The sequence below is a fragment of the Lachnotalea glycerini genome (assembly GCF_003201285.1).
In the GTDB taxonomy this organism is placed as follows: Bacteria; Bacillota; Clostridia; order Lachnospirales; family Lachnospiraceae; genus Lachnotalea; species Lachnotalea glycerini.
The window spans coordinates 382,236-407,077 of sequence record NZ_QICS01000002.1; the positions used below are offsets into that span (position 1 = coordinate 382,236).

The 24,842-nt window shown below is 34.5% G+C and carries 23 protein-coding genes, 1 tRNA gene and 1 other RNA gene; all 25 read left to right on the forward strand.

All coding sequences use genetic code 11. The annotated features are described in order from the left end of the window. The first annotated feature begins 26 nt into the window (after nt 1-26). The 25 genes from rpoD (at nt 27) to C8E03_RS06210 (ending at nt 24,499) form a co-directional block, all read left to right on the forward strand. Nucleotides 27-1,133 (forward strand): RNA polymerase sigma factor RpoD, encoded by a 1,107-nt coding sequence (gene rpoD / locus C8E03_RS06090; RefSeq protein ID WP_094379569.1) that lies wholly within the window; start codon nt 27-29, stop codon nt 1,131-1,133. Nucleotides 1,134-1,186: 53 nt separating this feature from the next. Beyond that, complete coding sequence (locus C8E03_RS06095) at nt 1,187-1,885, forward strand: tRNA (adenine(22)-N(1))-methyltransferase (RefSeq protein ID WP_094379567.1); 699 nt, start codon at nt 1,187-1,189, stop codon at nt 1,883-1,885. Beyond that, nucleotides 1,875-2,645: a Nif3-like dinuclear metal center hexameric protein gene (locus C8E03_RS06100; protein WP_094379565.1), complete on the forward strand. Its 771-nt coding sequence runs from the start codon at nt 1,875-1,877 to the stop codon at nt 2,643-2,645. Before C8E03_RS06095 ends, C8E03_RS06100 begins: the two co-directional genes overlap by 11 nt. Nucleotides 2,646-2,665: 20 nt before the next feature. Beyond that, complete coding sequence (locus C8E03_RS06105; protein ID WP_094379563.1) at nt 2,666-4,333, forward strand: nucleoside kinase; 1,668 nt, start codon at nt 2,666-2,668, stop codon at nt 4,331-4,333. Between the two features lie 22 nt (nt 4,334-4,355). Then, entirely contained in the window at nt 4,356-5,276 is a 921-nt protein-coding gene (locus tag C8E03_RS06110) for a ketopantoate reductase family protein (RefSeq protein WP_094379561.1), read from the forward strand. A gap of 51 nt (nt 5,277-5,327) precedes the next feature. Continuing rightward, nucleotides 5,328-5,672: RNase P RNA component class A (rnpB, locus tag C8E03_RS06115), an RNA gene on the forward strand. Nucleotides 5,673-6,179: 507 nt separating this feature from the next. Further along, nucleotides 6,180-6,566 (forward strand): hypothetical protein, encoded by a 387-nt coding sequence (locus C8E03_RS21895; RefSeq protein ID WP_094379560.1) that lies wholly within the window; start codon nt 6,180-6,182, stop codon nt 6,564-6,566. A 211-nt stretch (nt 6,567-6,777) separates the two neighbouring features. Then, nucleotides 6,778-7,578 (forward strand): transporter substrate-binding domain-containing protein, encoded by an 801-nt coding sequence (locus tag C8E03_RS06125; protein WP_094379558.1) that lies wholly within the window; start codon nt 6,778-6,780, stop codon nt 7,576-7,578. Nucleotides 7,579-7,675: 97 nt separating this feature from the next. After that, nucleotides 7,676-8,332, forward strand: a complete 657-nt coding sequence (locus tag C8E03_RS06130) for an amino acid ABC transporter permease (RefSeq protein ID WP_094379557.1) — start codon at nt 7,676-7,678, stop codon at nt 8,330-8,332. After that, entirely contained in the window at nt 8,322-9,053 is a 732-nt protein-coding gene (locus tag C8E03_RS06135) for an amino acid ABC transporter ATP-binding protein (protein WP_094379555.1), read from the forward strand. Before C8E03_RS06130 ends, C8E03_RS06135 begins: the two co-directional genes overlap by 11 nt. 102 nt (nt 9,054-9,155) lie before the next feature. Continuing rightward, nucleotides 9,156-9,980 carry a flagellin N-terminal helical domain-containing protein gene (locus tag C8E03_RS06140; RefSeq protein ID WP_094379553.1) on the forward strand — a complete coding sequence of 275 codons (825 nt, stop codon included), beginning with the start codon at nt 9,156-9,158 and terminating at the stop codon, nt 9,978-9,980. Between the two features lie 55 nt (nt 9,981-10,035). Further along, complete coding sequence (locus tag C8E03_RS06145; RefSeq protein WP_094379552.1) at nt 10,036-10,542, forward strand: PH domain-containing protein; 507 nt, start codon at nt 10,036-10,038, stop codon at nt 10,540-10,542. 1 nt (nt 10,543) lies between these two features. After that, the gene (locus tag C8E03_RS06150; RefSeq protein WP_170122914.1) at nt 10,544-12,007 is read left to right on the forward strand and encodes a PH domain-containing protein; all 1,464 of its coding nucleotides are present in this window, start codon (nt 10,544-10,546) and stop codon (nt 12,005-12,007) included. A gap of 83 nt (nt 12,008-12,090) precedes the next feature. Then, a tRNA-Glu gene (locus tag C8E03_RS06155) sits at nt 12,091-12,162 on the forward strand. Nucleotides 12,163-12,509: 347 nt separating this feature from the next. Continuing rightward, entirely contained in the window at nt 12,510-12,977 is a 468-nt protein-coding gene (gene rimP / locus C8E03_RS06160) for a ribosome maturation factor RimP (RefSeq protein ID WP_094379548.1), read from the forward strand. 21 nt (nt 12,978-12,998) lie between these two features. Then, nucleotides 12,999-14,075, forward strand: a complete 1,077-nt coding sequence (gene nusA, locus C8E03_RS06165; protein ID WP_110290552.1) for a transcription termination factor NusA — start codon at nt 12,999-13,001, stop codon at nt 14,073-14,075. A gap of 142 nt (nt 14,076-14,217) precedes the next feature. After that, on the forward strand, nt 14,218-14,496 hold the full coding sequence (gene rnpM, locus C8E03_RS06170) for an RNase P modulator RnpM (RefSeq protein ID WP_094379544.1): 279 nt from the start codon (nt 14,218-14,220) through the stop codon (nt 14,494-14,496). Beyond that, complete coding sequence (locus C8E03_RS06175; RefSeq protein ID WP_094379542.1) at nt 14,453-14,800, forward strand: L7Ae/L30e/S12e/Gadd45 family ribosomal protein; 348 nt, start codon at nt 14,453-14,455, stop codon at nt 14,798-14,800. Before rnpM ends, C8E03_RS06175 begins: the two co-directional genes overlap by 44 nt. Nucleotides 14,801-14,812: 12 nt before the next feature. Next, entirely contained in the window at nt 14,813-17,614 is a 2,802-nt protein-coding gene (infB, locus tag C8E03_RS06180; protein ID WP_110290554.1) for a translation initiation factor IF-2, read from the forward strand. A gap of 79 nt (nt 17,615-17,693) precedes the next feature. After that, the gene (gene rbfA, locus C8E03_RS06185; protein ID WP_094379538.1) at nt 17,694-18,044 is read left to right on the forward strand and encodes a 30S ribosome-binding factor RbfA; all 351 of its coding nucleotides are present in this window, start codon (nt 17,694-17,696) and stop codon (nt 18,042-18,044) included. Between the two features lie 29 nt (nt 18,045-18,073). After that, entirely contained in the window at nt 18,074-19,027 is a 954-nt protein-coding gene (locus C8E03_RS06190; protein WP_110290555.1) for a DHH family phosphoesterase, read from the forward strand. 22 nt (nt 19,028-19,049) lie between these two features. Next, a complete protein-coding gene (gene truB / locus C8E03_RS06195; RefSeq protein WP_110290556.1) occupies nt 19,050-19,955 on the forward strand; it encodes a tRNA pseudouridine(55) synthase TruB in 906 nt (301 codons plus the stop codon). 6 nt (nt 19,956-19,961) lie between these two features. Then, nucleotides 19,962-20,891, forward strand: a complete 930-nt coding sequence (locus tag C8E03_RS06200; protein WP_094379532.1) for a bifunctional riboflavin kinase/FAD synthetase — start codon at nt 19,962-19,964, stop codon at nt 20,889-20,891. Between the two features lie 347 nt (nt 20,892-21,238). After that, on the forward strand, nt 21,239-22,375 hold the full coding sequence (locus C8E03_RS06205) for a 1-propanol dehydrogenase PduQ (RefSeq protein WP_110290557.1): 1,137 nt from the start codon (nt 21,239-21,241) through the stop codon (nt 22,373-22,375). A 66-nt stretch (nt 22,376-22,441) separates the two neighbouring features. Beyond that, a complete protein-coding gene (locus tag C8E03_RS06210; protein ID WP_170122915.1) occupies nt 22,442-24,499 on the forward strand; it encodes a methyl-accepting chemotaxis protein in 2,058 nt (685 codons plus the stop codon). Nucleotides 24,500-24,842: the final 343 nt, after the last annotated feature.

A 24,842-nucleotide genomic window follows, 5' to 3' on the forward strand; every position in this document is an offset into this window, starting at 1 on the left:
AAAAAGATTATAGAAGGGTGAAAGGCATGCAAGAAAATATAATAAAACTTAGCGATATGGTGAAAGAACTATTAGAACTTGCAAAGAAGAAAAAAAATGTGCTGGAATATAAAGAGATTAATGACTTTTTTCAAGATATGGAATTATCACCAGAAGAATTTGAACAAGTATTGGATGTTCTTGAACAAAATCATATTGATATATTAAGAATTACTGAGGATGATGATCAGAATGAGGAGGAACCTTTATTATTGGAAGAGGAGGTGGAAATTGATACATTGGATTTGACGATTCCAGATGGGATTAGTATAGAAGACCCAGTCAGAATGTACTTAAAGGAAATTGGTAAAGTACCTCTTCTTAGTGCAGAGGAAGAAATTGAGCTGGCAAAAAGAATGGAAATTGGAGATGAAGATGCAAAAAAGAGGTTGGCTGAAGCAAATCTTAGACTTGTTGTCAGTATAGCAAAACGATATGTCGGCAGAGGAATGTTGTTTTTAGATTTAATTCAGGAAGGAAATCTTGGTCTTATTAAGGCAGTGGATAAGTTTGACTATAGAAAGGGGTATAAGTTCAGTACATATGCAACGTGGTGGATCAGGCAGGCTATTACAAGATCAATAGCAGATCAAGCCAGAACAATTCGGATACCGGTTCATATGGTCGAAACCATTAATAAATTAATACGTGTATCCAGACAACTGTTACAGGATATGGGACGTGAGCCGTCACCAGAGGAAATTTCAAAGGAAATGGGACTTCCGGTAGAGAGAGTAAGAGAAATTCTTAAAATTTCACAGGAACCAGTTTCTTTGGAAACTCCGATTGGCGAAGAGGAGGATAGTCATCTGGGAGATTTTATTCAGGATGAAAATATTCCGGTTCCTGCTGATGCAGCAGCCTTTACTCTTTTAAAGGAACAACTAGTTGAAGTACTTGATACTTTAACCGAACGTGAACAGAAAGTACTAAGACTTCGTTTCGGATTGGATGATGGGCGTGCCAGGACCTTGGAAGAGGTAGGAAAAGAATTTAATGTAACAAGAGAAAGAATTAGACAGATTGAAGCTAAGGCTCTTCGAAAGCTGAGACACCCAAGCAGAAGTCGTAAATTAAAGGATTATTTAGAATAATAGGGACTGTACGTATAATCGATGCAGTCAAATAGGTTTGTTTTGGAGGTAACATGCAACTATCAAATCGATTATCTGCTGTCGCAGATATGGTAAGTAAAGGGAACAGATTAGTAGATGTAGGAACAGATCATGGGTATTTGCCAATTTATTTAATAGAAAAAGGGCAAATACCTTCTGCAATTGCTTTGGATATCAATCAAGGACCAATTCAAAGGGCAAAAGAGCATATTGGAGAGCATAATTTAGAAGGACATATAGAAACTAGGCTCTCAGATGGTGTGGCAGCTTTAAAACAGGGAGAGGGAGATACTCTTGTTATTGCTGGAATGGGAGGCGGGCTGGTTATTCATATTATAACTAATGGGGAACAAGTATTGCCGCATTTTAAAGAATTTATTTTACAGCCACAGTCGGAAATTGAGCAGGTTAGACGGTTTCTGATTCGTGAAAAATATACAATTACTCAGGAGCATATGATAGAAGAGGAAGGCAAATTCTATCCAATGATGAAAGCAATTAAGGGAGTTTGCATAGACTATGATCGAACTGTATTTTATAAGTATGGAAAAGGTTTATTAGAGAGCAGAAATGAAGTATTAAAACATTTTTTGCATAAGGAATTGCAAACATATATAAGCATTTTAGATAAGCTTTTAGCAAATAATCAACAAAGTGCCTTGACTCGTAGCAATGAAATTAAACAAGAAATAAAATATATTAAGGAGGCTATGAGCTTTTATGAAGTGTAATCAATTAATAGAATTTTTAGAGCAGATTGCACCACTTTCTATGGCAGAGGCATGGGATAATGTAGGCTTGTTGGTAGGAACACGTACAAGAGAAATTAAAAGAGTATATATTGCACTTGATGCAACTGACGAGGTTATTGAGGCTGCTATCAGCAATCAGGCTGATTTGCTTTTGACACATCATCCTCTTATTTTTAACCCCATAAAAAGTATGACAGGGGACGATTTTATTGGTCGAAGAATCATTAAGCTGATTAAGGCTGATATGATCTATTATGCCATGCATACAAACTTTGATGTTTCTGTAATGGCAGATTTGGCAGCAGAATATTTGAAGCTTACAAATTTAGAAATATTAGAAAAGACAGATGAAACACACGGAATCGGTAAGGTGGGATGTCTGCCAAATGAAATGACTGTAAATGATTTATGCCAGTATGTGAAAGAAGTTTTCACAATCGAATCCGTTAAAGTATTTGGAGATTGTAATGCAAAAATAAAAAGGGTTGCTGTATTGCCAGGATCGGGAAAAAGCTATATTCAAAACACAATACAATCACAAGCAGATGTTATGATAACAGGTGATATTGGTCATCATGAAGGGATTGATGCAGTGGCACAAGGACTTATTATTATTGATGCCGGGCATTATGGAATAGAGCATATTTTTGTGAAATATATGCAAGATTACTTTAATAGCCGAATTGATGAGATCGAAGTGTTTGCAGAAGAAATCAGTAGTCCCTTTCGAATACTATAGGTATAAAAGGAGGTATCAGCATGGAAAATGAGAACATTAAGGTATTAATTGACGGAGAAGAAAAGGAGTATCCGTATGGCACTGCCTTTAGCATAATAGCAGAAGAATATCAAAGCCACTATGAATATGAAATTGTGTTAGTTACGGTAGATAATAGGTTAAGAGAGCTTCATAAAAAATTAAAGGAGCCATGTACAATATCATTTGTAACAATAAAGGATACAGTTGGCAATATGACATATCGAAGAAGTGCAACTCTTTTATTACTAAAGGCTGTATATGAAGTTGCGGGCAAGAATAAGATTAGTAATGTGAAAATTCATTATTCAGTAAGCAAAGGTTATTACTTTACGATTGATGGAAATGTTACAGTGGACGAGATTTTTATTGAAAAAGTGAAAAGTAAAATGCGCGAAATTGCAGTACTTAAATTGCCGGTGATAAAAAGATCAATTCACACGGAAGATGCGATCAGATTGTTTAATAAATATGGTATGACAGATAAAGAAAGGCTTTTCAAATATAGAAGGCCTTCCAAGGTAAATATATATAGTTTGGATCATTTTGAAGATTATTTTTATGGATTTATGGTTCAAAACATTGGAGTAATTAAATATTTTGAATTATATCTATATAAAGACGGTTTTGTATTACAGTTGCCGACAAGCAAAGAACCTAGCGTAGTGCCACCTTTTGAGCCTCAGGAAAAGTTGTTTGAGGTTCAAAAGGAATCCACAAAATGGGGAGATATGCTGGAAATTGGAACTGTTGGTGCTTTAAATGATCAGATTGTTTCTAGTACTGCAAGTGAATTAATATTAGTTCAGGAGGCTTTACAGGAGAAGAAAATCGTAGAAATAGCACAAAATATTGCGAATAATCCCAAGATTAAATTTGTTATGATTGCCGGACCATCTTCTTCAGGTAAGACTACTTTTTCACACAGGTTATCAATTCAGCTTCGTGCCATTGGTTTAAAGCCTCATCCTATTCCGGTTGATGACTATTTTATTAATCGGGAAGAGGTAAAAAGGGATGAATTTGGAAAATATGATTTTGAAGCCTTAGAGGCAATTGATGTTGAGTTATTTAATCGAGATATGACTGCACTGCTTAAAGGAGAAAAAATTGAATTACCAGTTTATAATTTTAAAACAGGGAAGAGAGAATACAGAGGAAATTATAAACAATTAGGTAAGGATGATGTGTTGGTAATTGAAGGAATACATTGCTTGAATGATCAATTATCTTATGCTCTTCCAAGAGAAAATAAATATAAAATTTATATCAGTGCACTTACCCAGCTAAATATTGATGAACATAATAGAATTCCCAGTACCGATGGCAGATTAATAAGAAGAATGGTTCGAGATGCAAGAACCAGAGGAATTAATGCAAAACAGACAATTGATATGTGGTATTCGGTAAGGCGTGGTGAGGAAAAAAATATCTTTCCATATCAAGAAGAAGCTGATGTTATGTTTAACTCTGCTTTAATCTATGAATTGGCTGTATTGAAAATGTATGCAGAGCCTTTGCTCTTTGGCATTGATAAAAATGAGCCGGAGTATCTTGAAGCAAAGCGATTACTGAAATTTTTAGACTATTTTCTGGCAATTGGAAGTGATGAGATTCCTAAAAATTCGATTCTTAGAGAATTTGTAGGAGGAAGCTGTTTTCATGTATAGATTTAGTAGAAAGGAATAAATCATGTCGATTCGAAATGCTGCATTAATAGGAACGGGTGCTGTTGGAGGAGTATATGCAATGCATTTACATAATACTTATGGTATGGAATTTTATGTAGTTGCAGGAGACAGCCGTAAAAAACGTATTGAGCAAAATGGTATTAAAGTAAATCAAATGACATATTATCCTCAGTTAATTGAACCTTCTGAAACAAAGCATAAAATGGATTTAATTATAATCGCAGTTAAAAATTATGATTTAGAGCAGGCGATTGAAGATATTCAAAATTTAGTAAAGGTTGGTACAATTATATTGCCATTGCTAAATGGCATTACTGCAAGTGACAGATTGTGTGTGGCATACCCAAAGGCAAAGATAATGCTAGGTCTATCTATGGGAATAGATGCGATTCGAACAGAAGAGGGAATTGTTAATACGGATGATGGAGTTATACAATTTGGATACGAGGACAATACGGTCAAGGCGAAGGAAGTTGAGGATGTACTTTGCTATTTAACAAAAGCGGGTATCAAGGCAAAAGTATATTCTGATATGAAACGCATGCAATGGAGAAAATGGATGCTTAATGTCGGTGTAAATCAAGCATCTGCAATCACAGGTGCTAAATTTAAATATTTTGGAAGAAATAAAGAATTGTTTACTCTTTTTAGAAACGCCATGATGGAAGTATTAGAATTGGCAAAGGCAGCAAATGTAAAGATCACAATGGAAGATATTACACATATTGAGGAAGTAATTTTAAATTTCACACCGGAAGGTAAAACATCTATGCTTCAGGATGTGGAAGCCATGAGAAAAACAGAGATAGATTATTTTGCAGGAACTGTGATAGAATATGGAGTGAAATATCATGTACCTACACCCGTAAATGAAGTGCTATATTTGGCTCTAAAGGCTAAAGAAAATATATATTTGGATTAATGAAATAAAATGGTTGCAACCTGTGTTATATTATGTTAGAATATTTTTTCGTAAGTAGAATGGATGATCGCGGCTGTAGGTGTCGAAAGACCGCAGGTGAGGAAAGTCCGGGCTTCATAGGGCAGGATGCCAGATAACGTCTGGTGGAGGTGACTCCAAGGCTAGTGCAACAGAAATATACCGCCGAGATTTTCGGTAAGGGTGGAAGGGCAGTGTAAGAGACTACCGCTTTACTGGTAACAGGAAAGGCATATGTAAACCCCATTCGAAGCAAGACCGAACATAAGCATACGGTTGCCCGCCGGCTTTAGGTAGGTCGCTTGAGTTCTATGGTGACATAGAACCTAGATAGATGATCATTCAAGACATGACCCGGCTTATAGTTCTGCTTACGTACATAAATTTTATATTAAAGACTAGTAATTTGTATTCCAATCGTTACTTAAATATAAAAATAAGCGAAAGAATTTAAATAGTTAATTCTATCGCTTATTTTGTTGTTTATCAATTATATTAAGATTTATTATGCAAAAACTTAAGAAAATATGACATTTTTCTTATGATCAGGGCATAAGTCACAAAAAAACGTTGAAAATCAAAATAATATTAAACAAAAATTAAATATAAAAATAGTAAAAATCATACGAAATATACAAACGAGTTCAAATAAAATTCACAATTTACAGTAACTTGTTATTTAATTTATGATGATAAAACAATTTAATAAGGGTAAAAATGTAAAAAATATTGTGATTTTTAATAAAATTTGTGTAAATAAAAAAGATTTGACTATGAAATGTGTCTGTGGTAAATTGTTCTCGTGTTCAGATATGAATGAAATGAAATCATATCTCATTACATATAAAAGGGATATACCCATATGAATCTAGGAGGATTTTTATTATGAAAAAATCAATGAAGAAATTAGCAACAATTATGGCAGTTGCAACATTAGCATTATCAGCTGTAGCATGTGGAAGTAAAGATACTACTACATCAACTGATACAAACACTGAAACTTCAACAGAATCTACTACTGGAACATCTACTGGAACATCTACTGGAACATCAACTGAAAGCACTACTGATGCTACAAAGGATGCTGCAAAAGATCTTAAAGAAGATACAAAAGCTGAAGATGAAAAAAGCACAGAAGGTACAGAAGTAGAAGCAACAGAAGAAAATGCTGATAGTACAGAAGTAGAAGCAACAGAAGAAGGTAAAGACGCAACAGATACAAATGCTGCTGACAAAACAACAGGCGCAACAACTGAGACAAAAACAAACTAATTAGTATTTAATAATTAAAAGAGTGCACATATTGTATGTGCGCTTTTTTGTTTTTTCTTGACTGAAAAGTACCATTATGGTATATTGTTATATGTGTTTTAAGTTATAAAAGTGTATATAGGCTTGATATATGGAGAAGAGTTTGGAATTGTTTGTTAATAATTTTGAACTCTATAATTTTAACACAGATACGAACCTAAGGAGGAAATATATGAAAAAATTTAAAAACGTGATACTATTTATGACAACTTTGGCCTTGGCATTGACAGCAGCGTGTTCAGGCAGCAAGAGTAATGAATCTGCTGCTTCAGAGCAGAATTCACAGGAAACAACCAGTGACTCAAATAAATATATTATAGCCACAGATACTGTGTTTGCTCCATTTGAGTTTACCGATGCAAGTAATAAATTTGTTGGAATTGATGTTGAACTTTTGGATGCAATAGCAACGGATCAAGGATTTGAATATGAGCTTAATTCATTGGGATTTGATGCGGCTTTGCTTGCGGTAGAGGCTGGACAGGCTGATGGTGTGATAGCTGGCATGTCAATCACAGAAGAGAGAAAAGCGAAATATGATTTTTCTGATTCTTATTATGAGTCAAATGTTACAATGGCTGTAGCTATAGATTCTGATATTTCTTCTTATGAAGATTTGTCAGGTAAAAAGGTTGCTGTTAAAACAGGAACTAAGGGAGCCGATTTTGCTAAATCAATTATGGAGCAATATGGTTTTGAAATAACTGAATTTTCTGATTCGCCAAATATGTATCAGGATGTAATTGTTGGAAATACAGTAGCTTGCTTTGAAGATTATCCGGTAATGGCTTATAACATTAAGCAAGGAGCTAAATTACAGATGCCAGGTGATATCAAAGAGTCTGGTAGCTCATATGGATTTGCAGTATCTAAGGATAAAAATTCAGAATTACTTGAAATGTTTAACAAAGGGCTGGCTAACATTAAAGCGAACGGAACCTATGATGAGATTATAGAAAAATATACAAAATAATAAAGCAATACAAATATTCTTAAATGGATGACACGTGTTTCAGATGATGCACGCGTTATCACTTAAGTATATTTATATTTAGAAAGCAGGTAGTGATATGTCGATAGTTGGGTTATTAAAAGAGAATTATATGACATTGTTGACAGCAATGGGTAAGACCCTGGAGCTCACGTTATTGTCATTAGTTTTTGCATCATTGATTGGTTTGTTGTTTGGATTGCTCAATGTTTCAAAAAAGAAATGGATGCATGTTGTAGCAAATGTTTATATTGATGCAATAAGAGGAGTTCCATTAATTGTATTAGCATTCTTTATTTACTTTGGAATTCCGTTGGCAACAGGAATTAAGCTTGATGCACTCATTGCAGGAATTATTTCTCTTAGCTTAAATGCAGGTGCTTATATGGCAGAAATAGTAAGAGCTGGCATTCAGTCGATTGATAAGGGGCAGTTGGAGGCGGCAAGGAGTTTAGGGCTGCCTTATGGAACAGCTATGAGACGGGTAGTACTTCCACAGGCAATACGAGTAATGATTCCATCGATCATTAATCAGTTTATTATTACACTAAAGGATACCTCTATTTTATCTGTGATAGGTTTTCCAGAGCTTACTAAAGCAGGAAGTATTATAATTGCAAGAAATTATGAGACTTTTAAGATGTGGGCCATCATAGGGGTTATGTATTTAATTGTTATTACGACTCTTTCTAAGATTGCTAAAGCATTAGAAAGGAGAATATCTTATGGCAAGTAAAATTAGTGTCAATGGTCTTGTAAAAAGCTTTGGACATTTGGAAGTATTAAAGGGAATGAATGTTGAGATTGCAGAGGGTGAGGTAGTATGTCTAATTGGTCCATCAGGATCAGGGAAGAGTACTTTTCTAAGGTGTTTGAATCGATTAGAGAAGATCTCTGGTGGAACGGTGATTGTGGACGGTTTTGATATTACGGATAAACAAACAGATATTAATAAAGTAAGAGAAAATATCGGAATGGTATTTCAACATTTCAACTTGTTCCCTAATTTAACAGTTATTGAAAATATTATGCTTGCTCCCATAGAACTTAAGAAAAGTAATAAGGAACAAGCCAAGAAAAAAGCTTTTGAATTACTAAAAAGGGTTGGACTTGAAGATAAAGCAGATGTATATCCTACAAAGCTCTCAGGAGGGCAAAAGCAGCGTGTAGCTATTGCAAGAGCACTAGCAATGAATCCTGATATTATGTTATTTGATGAACCAACCAGTGCACTTGATCCAGAAATGGTTGGAGAAGTTCTTGAGGTAATGAAACAGCTTGCAGCAGATGGAATGACTATGGTAGTAGTGACACATGAAATGGGCTTTGCAAGAGAAGTGTCAAATAGAGTAATATTTATGGATGGTGGATATATAGTTGAGGAAGGAAAACCGGAGGAGATATTTAACAACCCTCAAAATTCAAGAACGATAGATTTTCTAAACAAAGTATTGTAAAGAGTGCTGTATGCACTCTTTTTTTCTTCCATATATTGTGATATACTTAGGATTAGTAGGGTAATACTTTTAATTAAGGATCACTTGAAAGGGAGATGAGTTATGGTACTTCAGCATAATATGATGTCAATGAACATCACAAGAAATTTAGGTAAGGTTTTGCATAATCAGGCACAAATTATAAAACAATTGTCAAGTGGATATAGGATTAATAGTGCGGCAGATGATGCGGCAGGATTGTGCATATCAGAGAAAATGAGAGCACAGATAAGAGCATTAAATCAAGCCTCGAATAATGCGGAGGATGGAATTTCACTTGTACAGACTGCGGATTCTGCACTTGAGAGCATTCAAAGCATGTTGCAAAGAATGAGAGAGCTATCGGTAAAAGCAGCAAATGACACAAATCAGACAATTGACAGGCAGTCGATACAAGAAGAAATTGATGCATTAACAAGTGAGATTAGCAGAACGGCTTCAAGTACACAGTTTAATAAAAAGAATATACTTGATGGAAGCATCGGAGACAATACAAAAGGGTTGAATCTTCAGGTTGGAGCAAATGAGGGGCAGTCGATTAATTTGAAAATTAATGGTGCAAAGGCTTCTGACTTGGGAATTGAAGGTGTTGATGTTTCAAATCATGAGGACGCATCAAAGGCTACAGACATTTATGACACTGCAATAAAGAATGTATCAAAGATACGTTCTAAAATTGGCGCGTATGGGAATCGCCTGGAATATACAATTTCAAATAATGATAATCAGGCAGAGAATCTACAGGCAGCAGAAAGTCGAATCAGAGATACGGATATTGCAGCGGCTATGGTTCAATTTGCCAAAAACAATATATTAATACAAGTTAATCAGGCAATGCTTGCACAGACAAATGATATTCAAAGAAGTTTTTTAATGTTGCTGCCATAAGTGTTAGCTGTAGGATATTAGATGAATATAGTTAAAAGATAATGGGAGATTTATAATGATTTATGAAAAATTAAGTAAAAAAGCAATAGGAAGTATGTATGTAGCTTCCTTGATAGGAACGCTAATTGCAGTATTTAGTTTGACGATTTTACTGCATTTAGTAATTCCTAGGGATTTTACGATTGTTCGATATATGATATTTGGGATAGATGGGTTGTTAATACTTAATTTTATAGTAGGACCTCCGATTCGTTACAACAGATATGCCTATCTAATTAATGATGAATGTATAGATGTGAAGGAAGGATTCGTCTGTATAGAACGGCATATTGTCCCAATTGAACGATTGCATAATATTGAGATTAGTAAAGGACCTGTCAATCACCTTTTTGGTTTGGCAGAAGTAAAGGTAACTACGGCAGGAAGTACAATTCCAATTAAATATTTAGAAGATAGGCAGGCAGAATTTATTGTAGAAGCATTACAAAAACGTATTAATGCGGTTGCATTAAAAAAGAAATTATATAATCAACTTAAAACCAATGACATCAGGGAGATTTAAAATGGAACAAAATAAAATGAGGTGTCATATCAGCATTGTTTTAGAAAATGCCGGCAGACTACTAGGTGTTTTATTTGCAATTGTGTTAGCACAATTAGATAATATTATAGATAATATTTCGGATCTGTTTCAAATGGAAGTAAGAGCCTATTTTGTTGGATTTGGGATAGTTCTATTTTTGTTTTTTATTGTATTACTGTTTCATTTGAATCGCTGGTATAAAACTACGATATGCCTTGAAAGAGGTCTGCTTATTGTGGAACGAAATACATTAAACAAAAGTAAAAATACATATACAATTAGTAATATATCAAATATTGATATGGAGCAATCTTTATTTGAACGCTTAATAGGAACGTATAAGATTAAAATAGACACAAATAGTTCTGCATTGGCTGATAAAACTGACATAAAAATAGTATTTTCTAAGCTAAAGGCAATTGAATTTAAAAGAGAAATTATGTCTTTGATGGGACAAGTAGAGGTAACAGATTTATTAGAAATCGAAGACAATGATTTTGACGTTGCATATTCTTTAAAAAGTATTGTTATGAATTGCTTTTATACAGCGAATATTTTTAGCGTTCTTTTTCTAATTGGAGGAGTTGTTGGAGCTTTCTTTCTGGTGAGATATGGTGAAACCAATTATACTATTCATGATCTTGTTAAAGATGCACTGGGTGGGTTGGCAGCTATATTAATTGCAATAATATCAGCAATATACACTTTGTCTATAGGATTCTTTAAATTTTATGGCTTTAAGGTGAGACGAAAGGGTGAACGCATTCAGCTTGATTATGGGTTATTGCGTAAGAATATGCTTACGATTCCGGTAGATAAGATTAATGGTATTAGAGTAATACAACCATTCTTTTCAAGGATTTTTGGAAGATATCAGGTTGAAGCGATTAATATTGGGACGGGAGATGAAAAAAATGAAAGTTCCAGTCTTTTGCTTTCTTGTACAAAGGAAGAGGTTAAGATGTATATGGCTGTTCTTTTGCCCGAATTTGAAGATTTCGTTGAAAAACCAATCGAAAAGCAATCAACTAAGTATCGTCTGCATATAGCTTTTAACATACTGGTTGAATTAATAGTTTCTGTGATTATACTTTTAATTATTAACTATTTTGTAGCTATACCAAGTTGGATCGAGTGGGTGGCGCTTGGCAGTTTTTTTATTATAATCGTGGTGGGCTATATTTTTTCCTACTATACAGTTGGATATTATGTTGGAGAGAAATATTTAATTATATCAAGGGGTATTTTTAATAAGACTTGTTTATCAATTCGATATGAGAAGATACAACATATTCAAATGAATGAAACATGTATGTCAAAGATAACGGGTTTAAAAAGAGCCACTATATTCATTTTGGCTGATCTTTTGAATTCTTCCATGGCACTTCCGTTTGTAGAAGAAAAGATATTTGAAAAAGTAGCAAAAAAAATGATAAAAGCCTAATTTTAAAAAAAATGAAAATAGTACTTGCTTTTTGTAAAGTTTTATTATATTATATACAAGTGTCATTCAGAGACACTGTATGTGGCTCGTTGGTCAAGCGGTTAAGACGCTGCCCTCTCACGGCAGAAACAGGGGTTCGATTCCCCTACGAGCTACTGACTATTTGAAAGAATAGCCCAACCCAAGGATGCTTAGAATCTATACTACATAGGTTTTAAGTGTTTTTTATTTCATGGGAAAGACCTTGTTGTGGTAACGCATAAAAGTTTTGATTTCTATGATATAGAAACCACTCTGTGCAGGAGGCACAATATGCGAATAGGTAGAAGTTGCTTCATAACCCATACACTTAGTTTTACATAAAGCTTAATATTATATAAATAAATTAAAAACCCTTGTAATTGTATAAATATGGTGTTATAATGAGTATGATATGAATTGACAGGAATAAGAGTGGGCGTGAGTCCACTCTTATTTAATGGTTATAGAAAGGTGGTGTACTATGTCAAAGAGAGAAGAATATGAAAGAAGAGTAGAAGAAATACTGATGCCTATAATCAAGGTAAATAAATATGAACTTGTTGATGTAGAGTATGTAAAAGAAGGTTCTAATTGGTATTTAAGAGCCTATATAGATAAAGAGGGTGGAATAACAGTAGATGATTGTGAGGTAGTAAGCCGGGCATTAGGAGAAATTTTGGATCGAGAGGATTTTATAGATGGTGCATATATTTTAGAAGTTAGTTCACCTGGACTTGGCAGACCACTTAAGAAAGAAAGAGATTTTGAGAGAAGCCTTGGAGAGGAAGTAGAAGTAAGAACTTACAAAGCAATTGATAAGCAGAAAGAATTTATGGGAATTTTAAAGTCATATGATAAAGCTAGTGTAACTTTAGAATTTGAAGATGAAACAGAAATGAATATAGCAAGAGCTGATATAGCATTAATAAGACTTGCGTTTGATTTTTAAAAGGAGCAGGAGGATAAAACAATGAACAACAGCAATGAATTATTAGAAGCGTTAAATATATTGGAGAAAGAAAAAGATATTAGTAAGGATACATTAATTGAAGCAATAGAAAATTCATTAATTACAGCTTGCAAGAACCATTTTGGAAAAGCGGACAACGTAAAAGTATATATAGACAGAGATACATGCAAATTTTCTGTGTTTGCTGAGAAGACAGTGGTTGATGAAGTGCAGGATAGTGTAATAGAAATAAGTCTTGCAAATGCAAAGCTGATTGATAGCAAATATGAACTAGGAGATATTGTAAACGTTGAAATACAATCTAAGGAATTTGGTCGTATAGCAACGCAGAATGCAAAGAACGTAATTCTTCAGAAAATTCGTGAGGAAGAGAGAAAGATATTATTTAATCAATATTACGCAAAGGAAAAAGATGTTGTAACAGGTATTGTCCAAAGATATGTTGGCAAAAATGTAAGTATTAATCTTGGCAAGGTAGATGCTATGCTGAATGAAAATGAGCAGGTTAAAGGAGAAGTGTTTAAACCAACAGAAAGAATTAAGCTTTATATATTAGAAGTGAAGGATGCAACAAAAGGACCTAAAATTTTAGTATCAAGAACTCATCCCGAGTTGGTGAAAAGGCTGTTTGAAGCAGAAGTCACAGAGGTAAAGGATGGAATTGTTGAAATAAAGAGCATTTCAAGAGAGGCAGGCTCAAGAACAAAGATTGCCGTATGGTCCAATAATCCGGATGTTGACCCTGTGGGAGCATGTGTGGGATTAAACGGTGCCAGAGTTAATGCAATTGTGAATGAGTTGCGAGGTGAAAAGATTGATATAATTAACTGGAGTGACAACCCAGCTGTATTAATTGAAAATGCTTTAAGTCCGGCCAAAGTAGTATCAGTAGTAGCTGATGCGGATGCTAAGACTGCAAATGTAGTAGTTCCAGATTATCAATTGTCATTGGCTATTGGTAAAGAAGGGCAAAATGCAAGACTTGCGGCAAGGCTTACTGGTTTTAAGATAGATATTAAGAGCGAATCACAGGCAAAAGAAGTCAGTGAACAAATAGAGTCTTTGGGAGAAATATAGTTTTTGCTAATTACGAAAATAGAAATGGTATCAAGGTGTAGCTTGTTTCAAGATATAATTTAAATGCTTATTTTGTATGCGCGGCTGCATAAAACCATGTGACTTAGTGTCACCAAGAATAAACCACTTAGGATGTGATAGAGTGAGTACTATAAAAAAGATACCTATGCGTAAATGTATAGGCTGTAATGAAATGAAAAGTAAAAAAGAACTGGTAAGAATTTTAAAAACGACGGAAGGTGAAATCGTTATAGATGCTACTGGTAAGAAAAATGGTAGAGGTGCATATATATGTTTCTCTAAGGAGTGCCTGCTAAAGGCTAAGAAAAACAAGGGCTTAGAGCGTTCATTAAAATGCACGATACCTCAAGATATATATGATAGCCTTGAAAAGGAGTTGGAGCAACTTGAAGCAAGATAAGATATTTTCTCTAATTGGATTAGCAACAAAGGCAGGAAAAATAGCGAGCGGAGAGTTTTCCACCGAAAAGGCGGTTAAATCGGGTGATGCATTTTTGGTAATTGTAGCGGAGGATGCGTCAGATAATACCAAAAAAATGTTTAGTAATATGTGTACTTACTATAAAGTGCCTTTATACTTTTTTGGTGCTAAGGACTCTTTAGGTCATGCAATGGGTAAAGAAGTAAGAGCTTCTTTGGCTGTATCTGATCAAGGATTCGCGAAGGCTATGGTGATGCAACTGGAAATAAGACAAAGTAATTAGGAGGTAGTAAGTATGAGAGTACATGAACTTGCAAGGAAATTAAATAAAGAAAGTAAAGAGATTATTAATTTGTTAAAAGATAAAAATATAGAAGTTAAAAATCATATGAGCACTTTATCAGAAGATGCGGTTGCTATTGTGGAACGTACATTTTCAAAAAATGAACAAAAAAGCAGTGAGTCTAAGACAGAGGAAATAAAAAAGCCGTCAAACATAACACAGGTCTATAATCCACAAAATAGCAGGGTAAATAATAAAACCAGTCATGGCACAAATCAAAGCTTCAATAAAAACAAATCAATAAGTAATGAAGCTGGAAGTAAATTAAATGCACAGTCAGGAAGCCAGAATCATAGATCAAGTACCAATTCGCAGGCAAATACAACAGCTATTGGTCAAGAACAAAAATCAAACAATCAAAGAAATATTGGACAAAATAACAAATATTATTCTCAGAATAACGGACAGGGTCAAAACAATAACCAAAATAGAGAACAGGGTCAAAACAGCAGAAATAATACTCCAGCGAATGGCCAAAATAACAGAAACAATACTCCGGCGAATGGCCAAAATAACAGAAACAATACTCCAGCAAATGGTCAAAATAATAGAAGCAATAATCCGGTGAATGGCCAAAATAACAGAAACAATAATCCTGTGAATGGTCAAAATAATAGGAACAATAGTCCTGTGAATGGTCAAAATAATAGGAACAATAGTCCTGTGAACGGTCAAAATAATAGAAGCAATAATCCAGTGAATGGCCAAAATAATAGAAGCAATAATCCGGTGAATGGTCAAAACAATAGAAATAATACTCCGGCAAATAACCAGAACAGCAGAAACAACAACCAAGCGAATAATCAGAATAGCAGAAATAATACTCCGGCAAATAACCAGAACAACAGAAACAATAACCAAACGAATAACTCAAATAATAGATACAATAATAATCAAAACAAAAATAACTATAATAACAAAAATAATTTTAATAATAAAGGGAAGAATAATAAGCAGCAAGAAAAGCCAACTGTTACTTTGGTAGAAAAAGAAGACGAAATTAAAACAATTATATTACCTGACACAATAACGATTAAAACACTTGCTGAAAAAATGAAACAGCAGCCTTCTGTATTAGTTAAAAAATTATTTTTGCAAGGAACGGTAGTAACCATTAATCAGGAAGTAGAGTTTGATACAGCGGCTGAAATTGCGTTAGAATATAATTTTATTGCCGAGCCGGAAGTAAAGATAGATGTTATTGCGGAGCTTCTTAAGGAAGAAGAGGATGATGAAAGCACATTGGTTTCCAGACCGCCGGTTGTTTGTGTTATGGGGCATGTTGATCATGGAAAAACTTCGCTTCTTGATGCAATTAGACAGACGAAGGTTATAGAAAAAGAAGCGGGTGGAATTACCCAACATATTGGTGCATATGTAGTTAATGTTTCGGATGGTCAAAAAATCACATTTTTAGATACACCCGGACATGAAGCATTTACGGCTATGAGAATGCGAGGAGCAAATTCAACTGATATTGCTATTTTAGTTGTTGCAGCCGATGATGGGGTAATGCCTCAGACGGTAGAAGCCATCAACCATGCAAAGGCAGCGGGAATCGAAATTATAGTTGCGATCAATAAAATGGATAAACCAAGTGCCAATATTGATAAAGTGAAGCAAGAGTTAGCAGAGCATGAGTTAATCTCAGAAGATTGGGGCGGAAGTACAATATTTGTACCTGTATCGGCGCATACCAAAGAAGGTATTGATGATTTGCTCGAAATGATTTTGCTAACTGCTGATATGCTTGAGTTAAAGGCAAACGCGAAAAGAAATGCCAGAGGTATTGTAATTGAAGCAAAGCTTGATAAGGGAAAAGGATCAGTTGCTACGATATTAGTGCAAAAAGGAACTTTACATGTTGGAGATGCAATTGCAGTTGGTTCTTGTCACGGTAAAGTCAGAGCTATGATGGATGATAAAGGTAGACGTGTAAAAGAAGCTAAGCCGTCTACTCCAGTAGAAATACTAGGTTTAAATGATGTACCAAATGCAGGTGAAATTCTAGTTGCTATGGATAATGAAAAGGAAGCAAGAAGTTTTGCTGAGACTTTTATTTCAGAGGGAAGAGAGAAGCTTTTAGATGATACAAAGGCAAAACTGTCGCTTGATGATTTGTTTAGTCAGATTAAGGCTGGAAGCGTAAAAGAGCTTGGTATCATTGTAAAGGCAGATGTTCAAGGGTCAGTAGAAGCGATTAAGCAAAGTTTAGTAAAGCTGTCAAATGAAGAAGTTATTGTTAAAATTGTTCATGGTGGAGTAGGTGCCATCAATGAATCAGACGTTATATTAGCTTCTGCATCTAACGCAATCATTATAGGTTTTAATGTCAGACCTGATATTACTGCAAAATCGATTGCAGAACGTGAGAAAGTTGACTTGAGATTATATCGCGTTATATATGATGCAATTGAAGATGTTGAAGCTGCTATGAAAGGAATGCTAGATCCTGTTTTTGAAGAAAAGGTTATCGGCCATGCAGAGGTTAGACAGACCTTTAAAGCATCAGGAATAGGAACAATTGCGGGGTCATACGTACTTGATGGTATCTTTCAACGAGGTTGCAGCATCAGAGTTTCGCGAGAGAACGAGCAAATATACGAAGGCCAGTTAGCTTCCCTAAAGAGATTCAAGGATGATGTAAAGGAAGTTAAAACAGGATATGAGTGTGGGCTTGTGTTGGAAAAATACAATGATCTCAAGGAAGGCGATATTGTAGAAGCCTATACGATGGTAGAGGTTCCTAGATAATAACATAAAATATAGGTGACTTTAAATTCATGGCATAGTAATTCTTATAATATGTGGCGGTGAAAGTGAGAGATAATATATGAGAAAAAACAGTATAAAGAATACTAGAATTAATGGTGAAGTTTTACGTGAATTAAGTAATATTATACGTGGGGAAATAAAAGACCCTCGTATTAATCCTATGACCTCTGTAGTTGCAGTTGAGGTAGCACCTGATTTAAAAAGTTGTAAGGCATATATCAGTGTATTAGGTGATGAAGAGTCGCAGAAGAATACAATTGAAGGTCTTAAGAGTGCAGAGGGTTATATAAGAACAAAGCTGGCTAAAACGATTAATTTGAGAAATACACCTGAAATTAAATTTATATTAGACCAGTCAATTGAATATGGCATTAATATGTCAAAGTTGATAGATGATGTTAATAAATAAGTGCAAACATGTAAAGTGAGTTGAGAAGAATGAATAAATTAGCAGATCAACTGGAAGGAATCAAAACTGTTGCAATCGCGGGTCATGTAAGACCAGACGGCGATTGCACTGGTTCATGCCTTGGGTTATATAATTATATACAGGATTGCTTTGCTGATATAGAAGCAGATGTTTATTTGGAAGAAATATCAGAGGTATTTCATTTTATAAAAAATACCCAGGTGATAGACAGCCAGTTCAAAAAGGAGCAGGTATACGATTTGTTTATTGCGTTGGACAGTGGGGATAAGGAAAGACTTGGTGAAGCTGTCAGGTATTTTGATACTGCAAAGAAAACAATTTGTATTGATCATCATATCAGCAATACAGGTTTTGCGGATGTGAATCACATATTACCTAATGCAAGCTCAACTTGTGAAATAGTATATACACTGCTGGAGGAAGCAAAAATTTCAAAAGCTGTCGCAGAGGCATTATATACAGGAATAGTTCATGATACAGGAGTATTTCAATATTCTAATACCTCTGAATTGACTATGAACATTGCGGGCAAATTAATTAGTAAAGGTATTAATTTTACTAAAATAATAGAGGAAACTTTTTATAAAAAAACCTTTGTTCAGAATCAAATATTAGGAAAAGCATTGCTTGAGAGTAAACTTTTGCTGGATGGTAAAGTAATTGTAAGTGCTTTAAAAAAAGTGGATATGGAACGTTATGCTAGTAAATCAAACGATTTAGAAGGAATTGTCAGTCAATTAAGAATAACGGAAGGTGTGGAATGCGCCATATTTTTATATGAGATGGATAATCACGAATATAAAGTTAGTCTTCGCTCAACAGATTATGTAGACGTAAGTAAAATTGCCGGTTATTTTGGCGGCGGTGGTCACAAAAAGGCAGCTGGATGTACGATGGCAGGGACGATACAAGATATAGTAAAAAATTTGTCATTACATATAAAAGAGCAGCTGTGTAATTAATAAATACACTTGAGGATAACGAATGTATAATGGGATATTAAATGTTTATAAAGAAAGAGGCTATACTTCTCATGATGTAGTTGCAAAACTCAGAGGAATATTAAAACAAAAGAAAATAGGACATACAGGAACCCTAGACCCAGATGCAGAGGGTGTTTTACCAATCTGCTTGGGAAAGGGAACCAAGCTTTGTGATATGCTTGAAGATCATAATAAAATATACCAAGCTGTACTTTTGCTTGGTCAATCGACTGATACTCAAGATATATCTGGTAAAGTACTGCAAAGACAGAATATAAATTGTAGTGAAAAAGAGGTTGCTGAGGCGATAAATAGCTTTGTTGGTGACTATAACCAAATACCGCCAATGTATTCGGCACTTAAGGTGAATGGTAAGAAATTGTATGAATTAGCCAGAGAAGGTATAACAATTGAACGTAATGCCAGAACTGTTATAATCTATCATATAGAAATAGAAGAAATTCATTTGCCAAGGGTTAAATTTCTGGTTTCATGTTCAAAAGGAACCTATATTAGAACATTATGTCATGATATTGGTGAAAAATTAGGCTGTTTTGGCTGCATGGAACAGTTAGTGAGGACAAAAGCGAATGGCTTTGATATAAGCAATAGCTTGAAATTAGATGAGATAGAAGACTTAAGAGATAAAAATTCCTTGGAAGAAAAGATCATGCCTATTGATCGTGTATTTCAAGCATATCCGGTTGTTATCATAGATAAAAAGTTTGATAAATTAATATATAATGGAAATCAATTAAAAAAAGAATGTGTCAAGAATACAAAAGTACTTGAGAATGATTGCAGTAAAGTTCGTATCTATGATGAATCGAAATCTTTTATTGGAATATATGAATACAATTCAGAAAAAGAGCAATTTAATCCAGTTAAAATGTTTTTGGGAGATTAATTTAGCATGAGATATATTAGCAAGATAGATGATATTAAGGTAAAAAATAAAACAGCTGTAACACTTGGAAAGTTTGACGGAATACATTTGGGGCATCAAAAGCTAATTCATAAAGTAACAGACAAATGTAAAGAAGGCTTTTGTTCGGTATTGATTACCTTTGATAAACCATTGTTGGCTTTTTTGCGAGATGCAGATGCTGGTTTATTACTGACCAAAGAAGAGAGAAGATATCAATTTAGTAAGTATAAACTGGATTATGTAATAGAATGTCAATTTACAGAAGAGTTTGCGCATATGGAAGCAGAGGCCTTTATTGAGGAAGTGCTGGTTAAACGCTTGAATGTTGGGTATATAGCGGTTGGTACTGACTTCACCTTTGGATATAAGGCAAGTGGGAATTATCAATTGCTTCAGGAATTTGCAAGGATATACGGTTTTGAGGTAGAAGTCGTTGAAAAATTGACGTATCAAAATAGCGAAATAAGCAGTACAAGAATCAGAAGTAGTATTGAGGAAGGGAAAATGGAGGATGCCATGCAAATGCTTGGATTTCCCTATCCAGTTATTGGTGAGGTAATTCACGGTAAAAAACTAGGTCGTACCTTAGGTATTCCAACCATTAATTTAATTCCGCCAAAAGAAAAGCTGTTGCCTCCAAACGGGGTTTATGGGTCAAAAATTATTATTGATGGGAAAATATATCAGGGAACAACAAATATTGGCTACAAGCCTACTGTCAGTAATGATAAACTTAGAGGAGTTGAAACCTTTATCTTCGATTTAAATAAAGATTTGTATGGAAAAATGATAGAAGTTGATTTGTACATGTACAAGCGACCAGAACAAAAATTTGAATCAGTGGAACAGTTAAAAATGCAGATGACAAAAGATATCGAGTATGTAAAAAAGTATTTTAATGACAGTTTATTATAATCAGATATTACAAATTAAGTACGAACTTATTTGCTTGGTTCTTGACATAATTGTGAGAAAATGTTATTTTATAAATAGTGCAAAAAATCTACGATGCAGTAGGTAGTAAATTTTGATGTGATGTAGCATCTTGAATATAGTTAATTCAAGATGCTTTTTTTTTGTTCTATAGAATACCTTGAAACTGAAAATGGAGGAAATAAATACTATAGAATAAAAAGAAATTGTGCAAGATGTGCACAATTCAAGAGGATTAAAATGAAGATTCGCTTTTTGAATATCAACATTTAAAAATCCATGCCACAAGCTCTTAGAAAGCAATAATTTATGAAAGGTGAGAAGTCAGGATGAGTAATTTTAGTATCGCGACAAAAATAATAATTGGCAGCGAAGACAGTAAAGATGTTTTTGCAGGAATGACAAAGGTCATGATAATAACCGATAACTTTATGAAAGAATCTGGAAAAGTTTCTTATGTTACGGAGTTGTTGGAGGAGTTTCAAATACAATATGAGATATTTTCTGATGTAAGACCAGATCCCGATATTGAGTCAGTAACAAAAGGAGTTCTTATTTTGGAAGAACTTAAACCACAAGCAGTGGTTGCGTTTGGTGGAGGTTCTGCTATAGATGCAGCAAAGGCAGTTGTGTACTTTGCGTCCAGGAATAATCAGTCTACACGTTGTACTTTTGTAGCAATACCGACTACAAGCGGTACCGGAACAGAAGTAACTAAATTTGCTATCATCAGTGACCCTGCAAAGAAAGCAAAGTACCCTTTGGTTGATGATAAATTAATTCCGGATTATTGTATATTGGATGCAGAATTAATAAAAAGTGTTCCACCATCTGTAACGGCAGATACGGGAGTTGATGTTTTCACCCATGCGATTGAAGCTATTGTTTCGAGCAAGGCTAATGATTTTTCCGATGCAGCAGCAGAAAAAGCAATAAAGCTATTTCGTGATAATTTATTAAAGGCCTTTAAGAAGCCAGACGATATGCAGGCAAGAAAAGGAATGCACAATGCTTCTACTCTTGCGGGAATTGCATTTAGCAATGCAGGACTAGGTTTAAATCATGGTATAGCTCATACATTGGGGGCTCATTTTCATATACCTCACGGCAGAGCCAATGCAATTATATTACCTTATGTAATTTCTTTTAATGCAGGGCTGTATGACACGATAAATGAAACAGCAAAAAGATATCAGATAATTGCTGAGCTTTTAAATGTGGACAGTACAATGCCAAGGCAGAGCTGCTTAAATTTAGTTCGTTTCGTCAATGGCTATATTAAGAAGCTTAATCTTCCATCAACAATTCAAGAAGCAGGGATTGATGAAAAAAGTTTTATGGACAATTTGGATGAAATGGTAAAAGCAGCATTGGCAGATCGATGTACAGCAACAAATCCAAGGGAGTGCACTTACGATGAAGTACACAGACTGTTCCAGACAGCTTATTACGGAAAAGTAAGATAAATTGATATCAGTAAATTTCAATAATTAAGTTTTGGGCGTATGAAATCAAGGAGAATAATAGGGATTATGAGGAAAATAAAATACATTAGGACAAAGTTAATTTTAGGGATTCTGCCGATTGTAATATTTAGTTTTTTATTACTTGCAATTACGGTTGCTATAAATGCAAAAGAGGTTATATCCACTCAGGTATCAAATAAGATGGAGACACAGCTTTCGCAGGCAGAGACTGAGATAGAAAGGCATTTATCACAACATGAGAAATTAGCAGTCAGTCTTGCTAAAACGGTGGAGTCAATGGCAATCAATGAGGACAACAAAAGTTCATATGCTGATTTAGTAAAAAGTATAACCGCAGCAAATGAAGATACCATTGCAACCGGAATTTTTATGGCAGATAAATATGGTGGAGAATATTTTTGTCCATATGCATATAAAAACAATGACGTTGTAATTAATACGGATGACTATACTAAAGATAATACCAATGAAACTTGGTATATAGCTGCCGAGAATGCTAAAAAGGATAATGCGGCAGTATGGTCTGAGCCTTACTATGATAATGTAATTGGAGTTACGATGGTTACTGCATCTGTACCAATTAAAGATGATCTTGGAAAGATGATTGGAGTTGCAACTGGAGATATGAACTTTAGTGCTATTCAGGAGTTTGTAAACGGTATTAAAGTAGGTGAGCAGGGAAGTGCTATGCTCATATCAAAAGAAGGTTATTATCTTTGTAAAAATTCAGAAGAAATTAAGGCAGATGAAAATGGAGAATTTGCTAATATAACGAAAGACAGTAATACAGAATTGGCCAGATTAGGTACACAAATTTTAAATCAAAAAGAAGGTTCTGGTTTTTATGAAGATAGTACAGGTAAACAGATGGTGTATTATTCTCAAATGGAAGAAACTGGATGGATTGTGTTGCTTATAATACCAGAGAAAGAGATTCAACAGCCTATTGATTCCATTGTCGATAAAATAGTTCTGATTACATTAATTACTATTTTAATATTAAGTATTTTGCTTGTAATGATTGCAAAAGGTATAACCAAACCTTTAAAGCCATTGCAAGAGAATATGGAAGCAGTTTCAAGAGGAGATTTCACTCGAAGTATTGCTGTTAATTCATCAGACGAAATTAGTAGAATTTCTAGTTCGGTTAATCATATGGTAACGGAACTTCGTAGTATCATGAATGATATTTTGATTACTTCTAACACGGTAGCAGATACTTCAGAGGAATTGGAAATTTCAGTGTCTCAGAATAGTCAGACGGTAGAGCAGGTAGCTGTGTCAGCAACAGAAATTTCTGAATTTAATATTAAAATTTCCAAAGTAACGGAGGAATTAGAAGAGGTAGTTCATTCTGTGAAAAAGCTAGCACAAAATGTAAGTGGTCAGATGGATGAAGTGACTCAGTCATTGACATGTGCCAATCAAGAATCTAAAGAAGGGGATGACTCAGTTCAACATCTGATTACGGCAATGGGACAGGTATTTGATGATGTGAGTAAGTTGTCTGGAGTAATGATGAGGCTAATGGAAAAGTCACAGCAGATTAATCAGATTATAGATACGATGCATACTATAGCAGAGCAGACAAATCTCTTGGCGTTGAATGCCTCGATAGAAGCGGCTAGAGCAGGAGAGGCGGGAAAAGGTTTTGCAGTGGTAGCTGAGGAAATACGCAAATTGGCTGAGCAGTCTTCTGAATCGGCTAGAGATATTTCAGGAATAATTGCAGAAGTAAGTCTTGAATCAAATAATGCGAATGAATCAACTGCTATGGTAGTAAATTCTATTCAAAGCAGTAAAGGAGCTTTAAATGGTGTAGGAGATGCTTTCCGTAGAATAGCGTCAGGTATTTTGGAGATTAATGAATTAATTAATGCTACTAATTTACTGGCAAAGGAAATTAGTGATATTTCCAATACCGCTAATAGCTCTGCAGTGGAATTGGCAAGTTTGGTTAATAAATCAGCGGATCAATCAGTCTCTATTGCAGCAGCAACTCAAGAACAGTTGGCGTCTGTGGAAGAACAAAGCAGCGCTACTGCTAATTTAGCACAGATTGCAGAAGAATTGAAAGAAAAAATAAATATATTTGAAATTTAATATCATAAAGGAATCCCCCACTCCTTAAAGCGAGGGGGGATGGACTTACTTGTTTTTGTATTAGCCTAAGTTTCCTGCAAAAATACCCAAAAGTGATACTAAGATTATGAGTAAGTAGAAAAGCAGTTTATAAATATTCGCTTTGACTAAAAAATCGTCTTTTTTTATAGAATAAACGAAGAAATTGACAAGTTGAAAATAAATTTATATAAAGAGCATATGAATGATTATACATAATTGACAAATTTATTAATTAATGTTATACTTTTTATAATAAATTAATTTCATATAAGGATGTGCGATGTAGTACTCCGTATGATGAGTAAGAGTGATGAAACTCCTC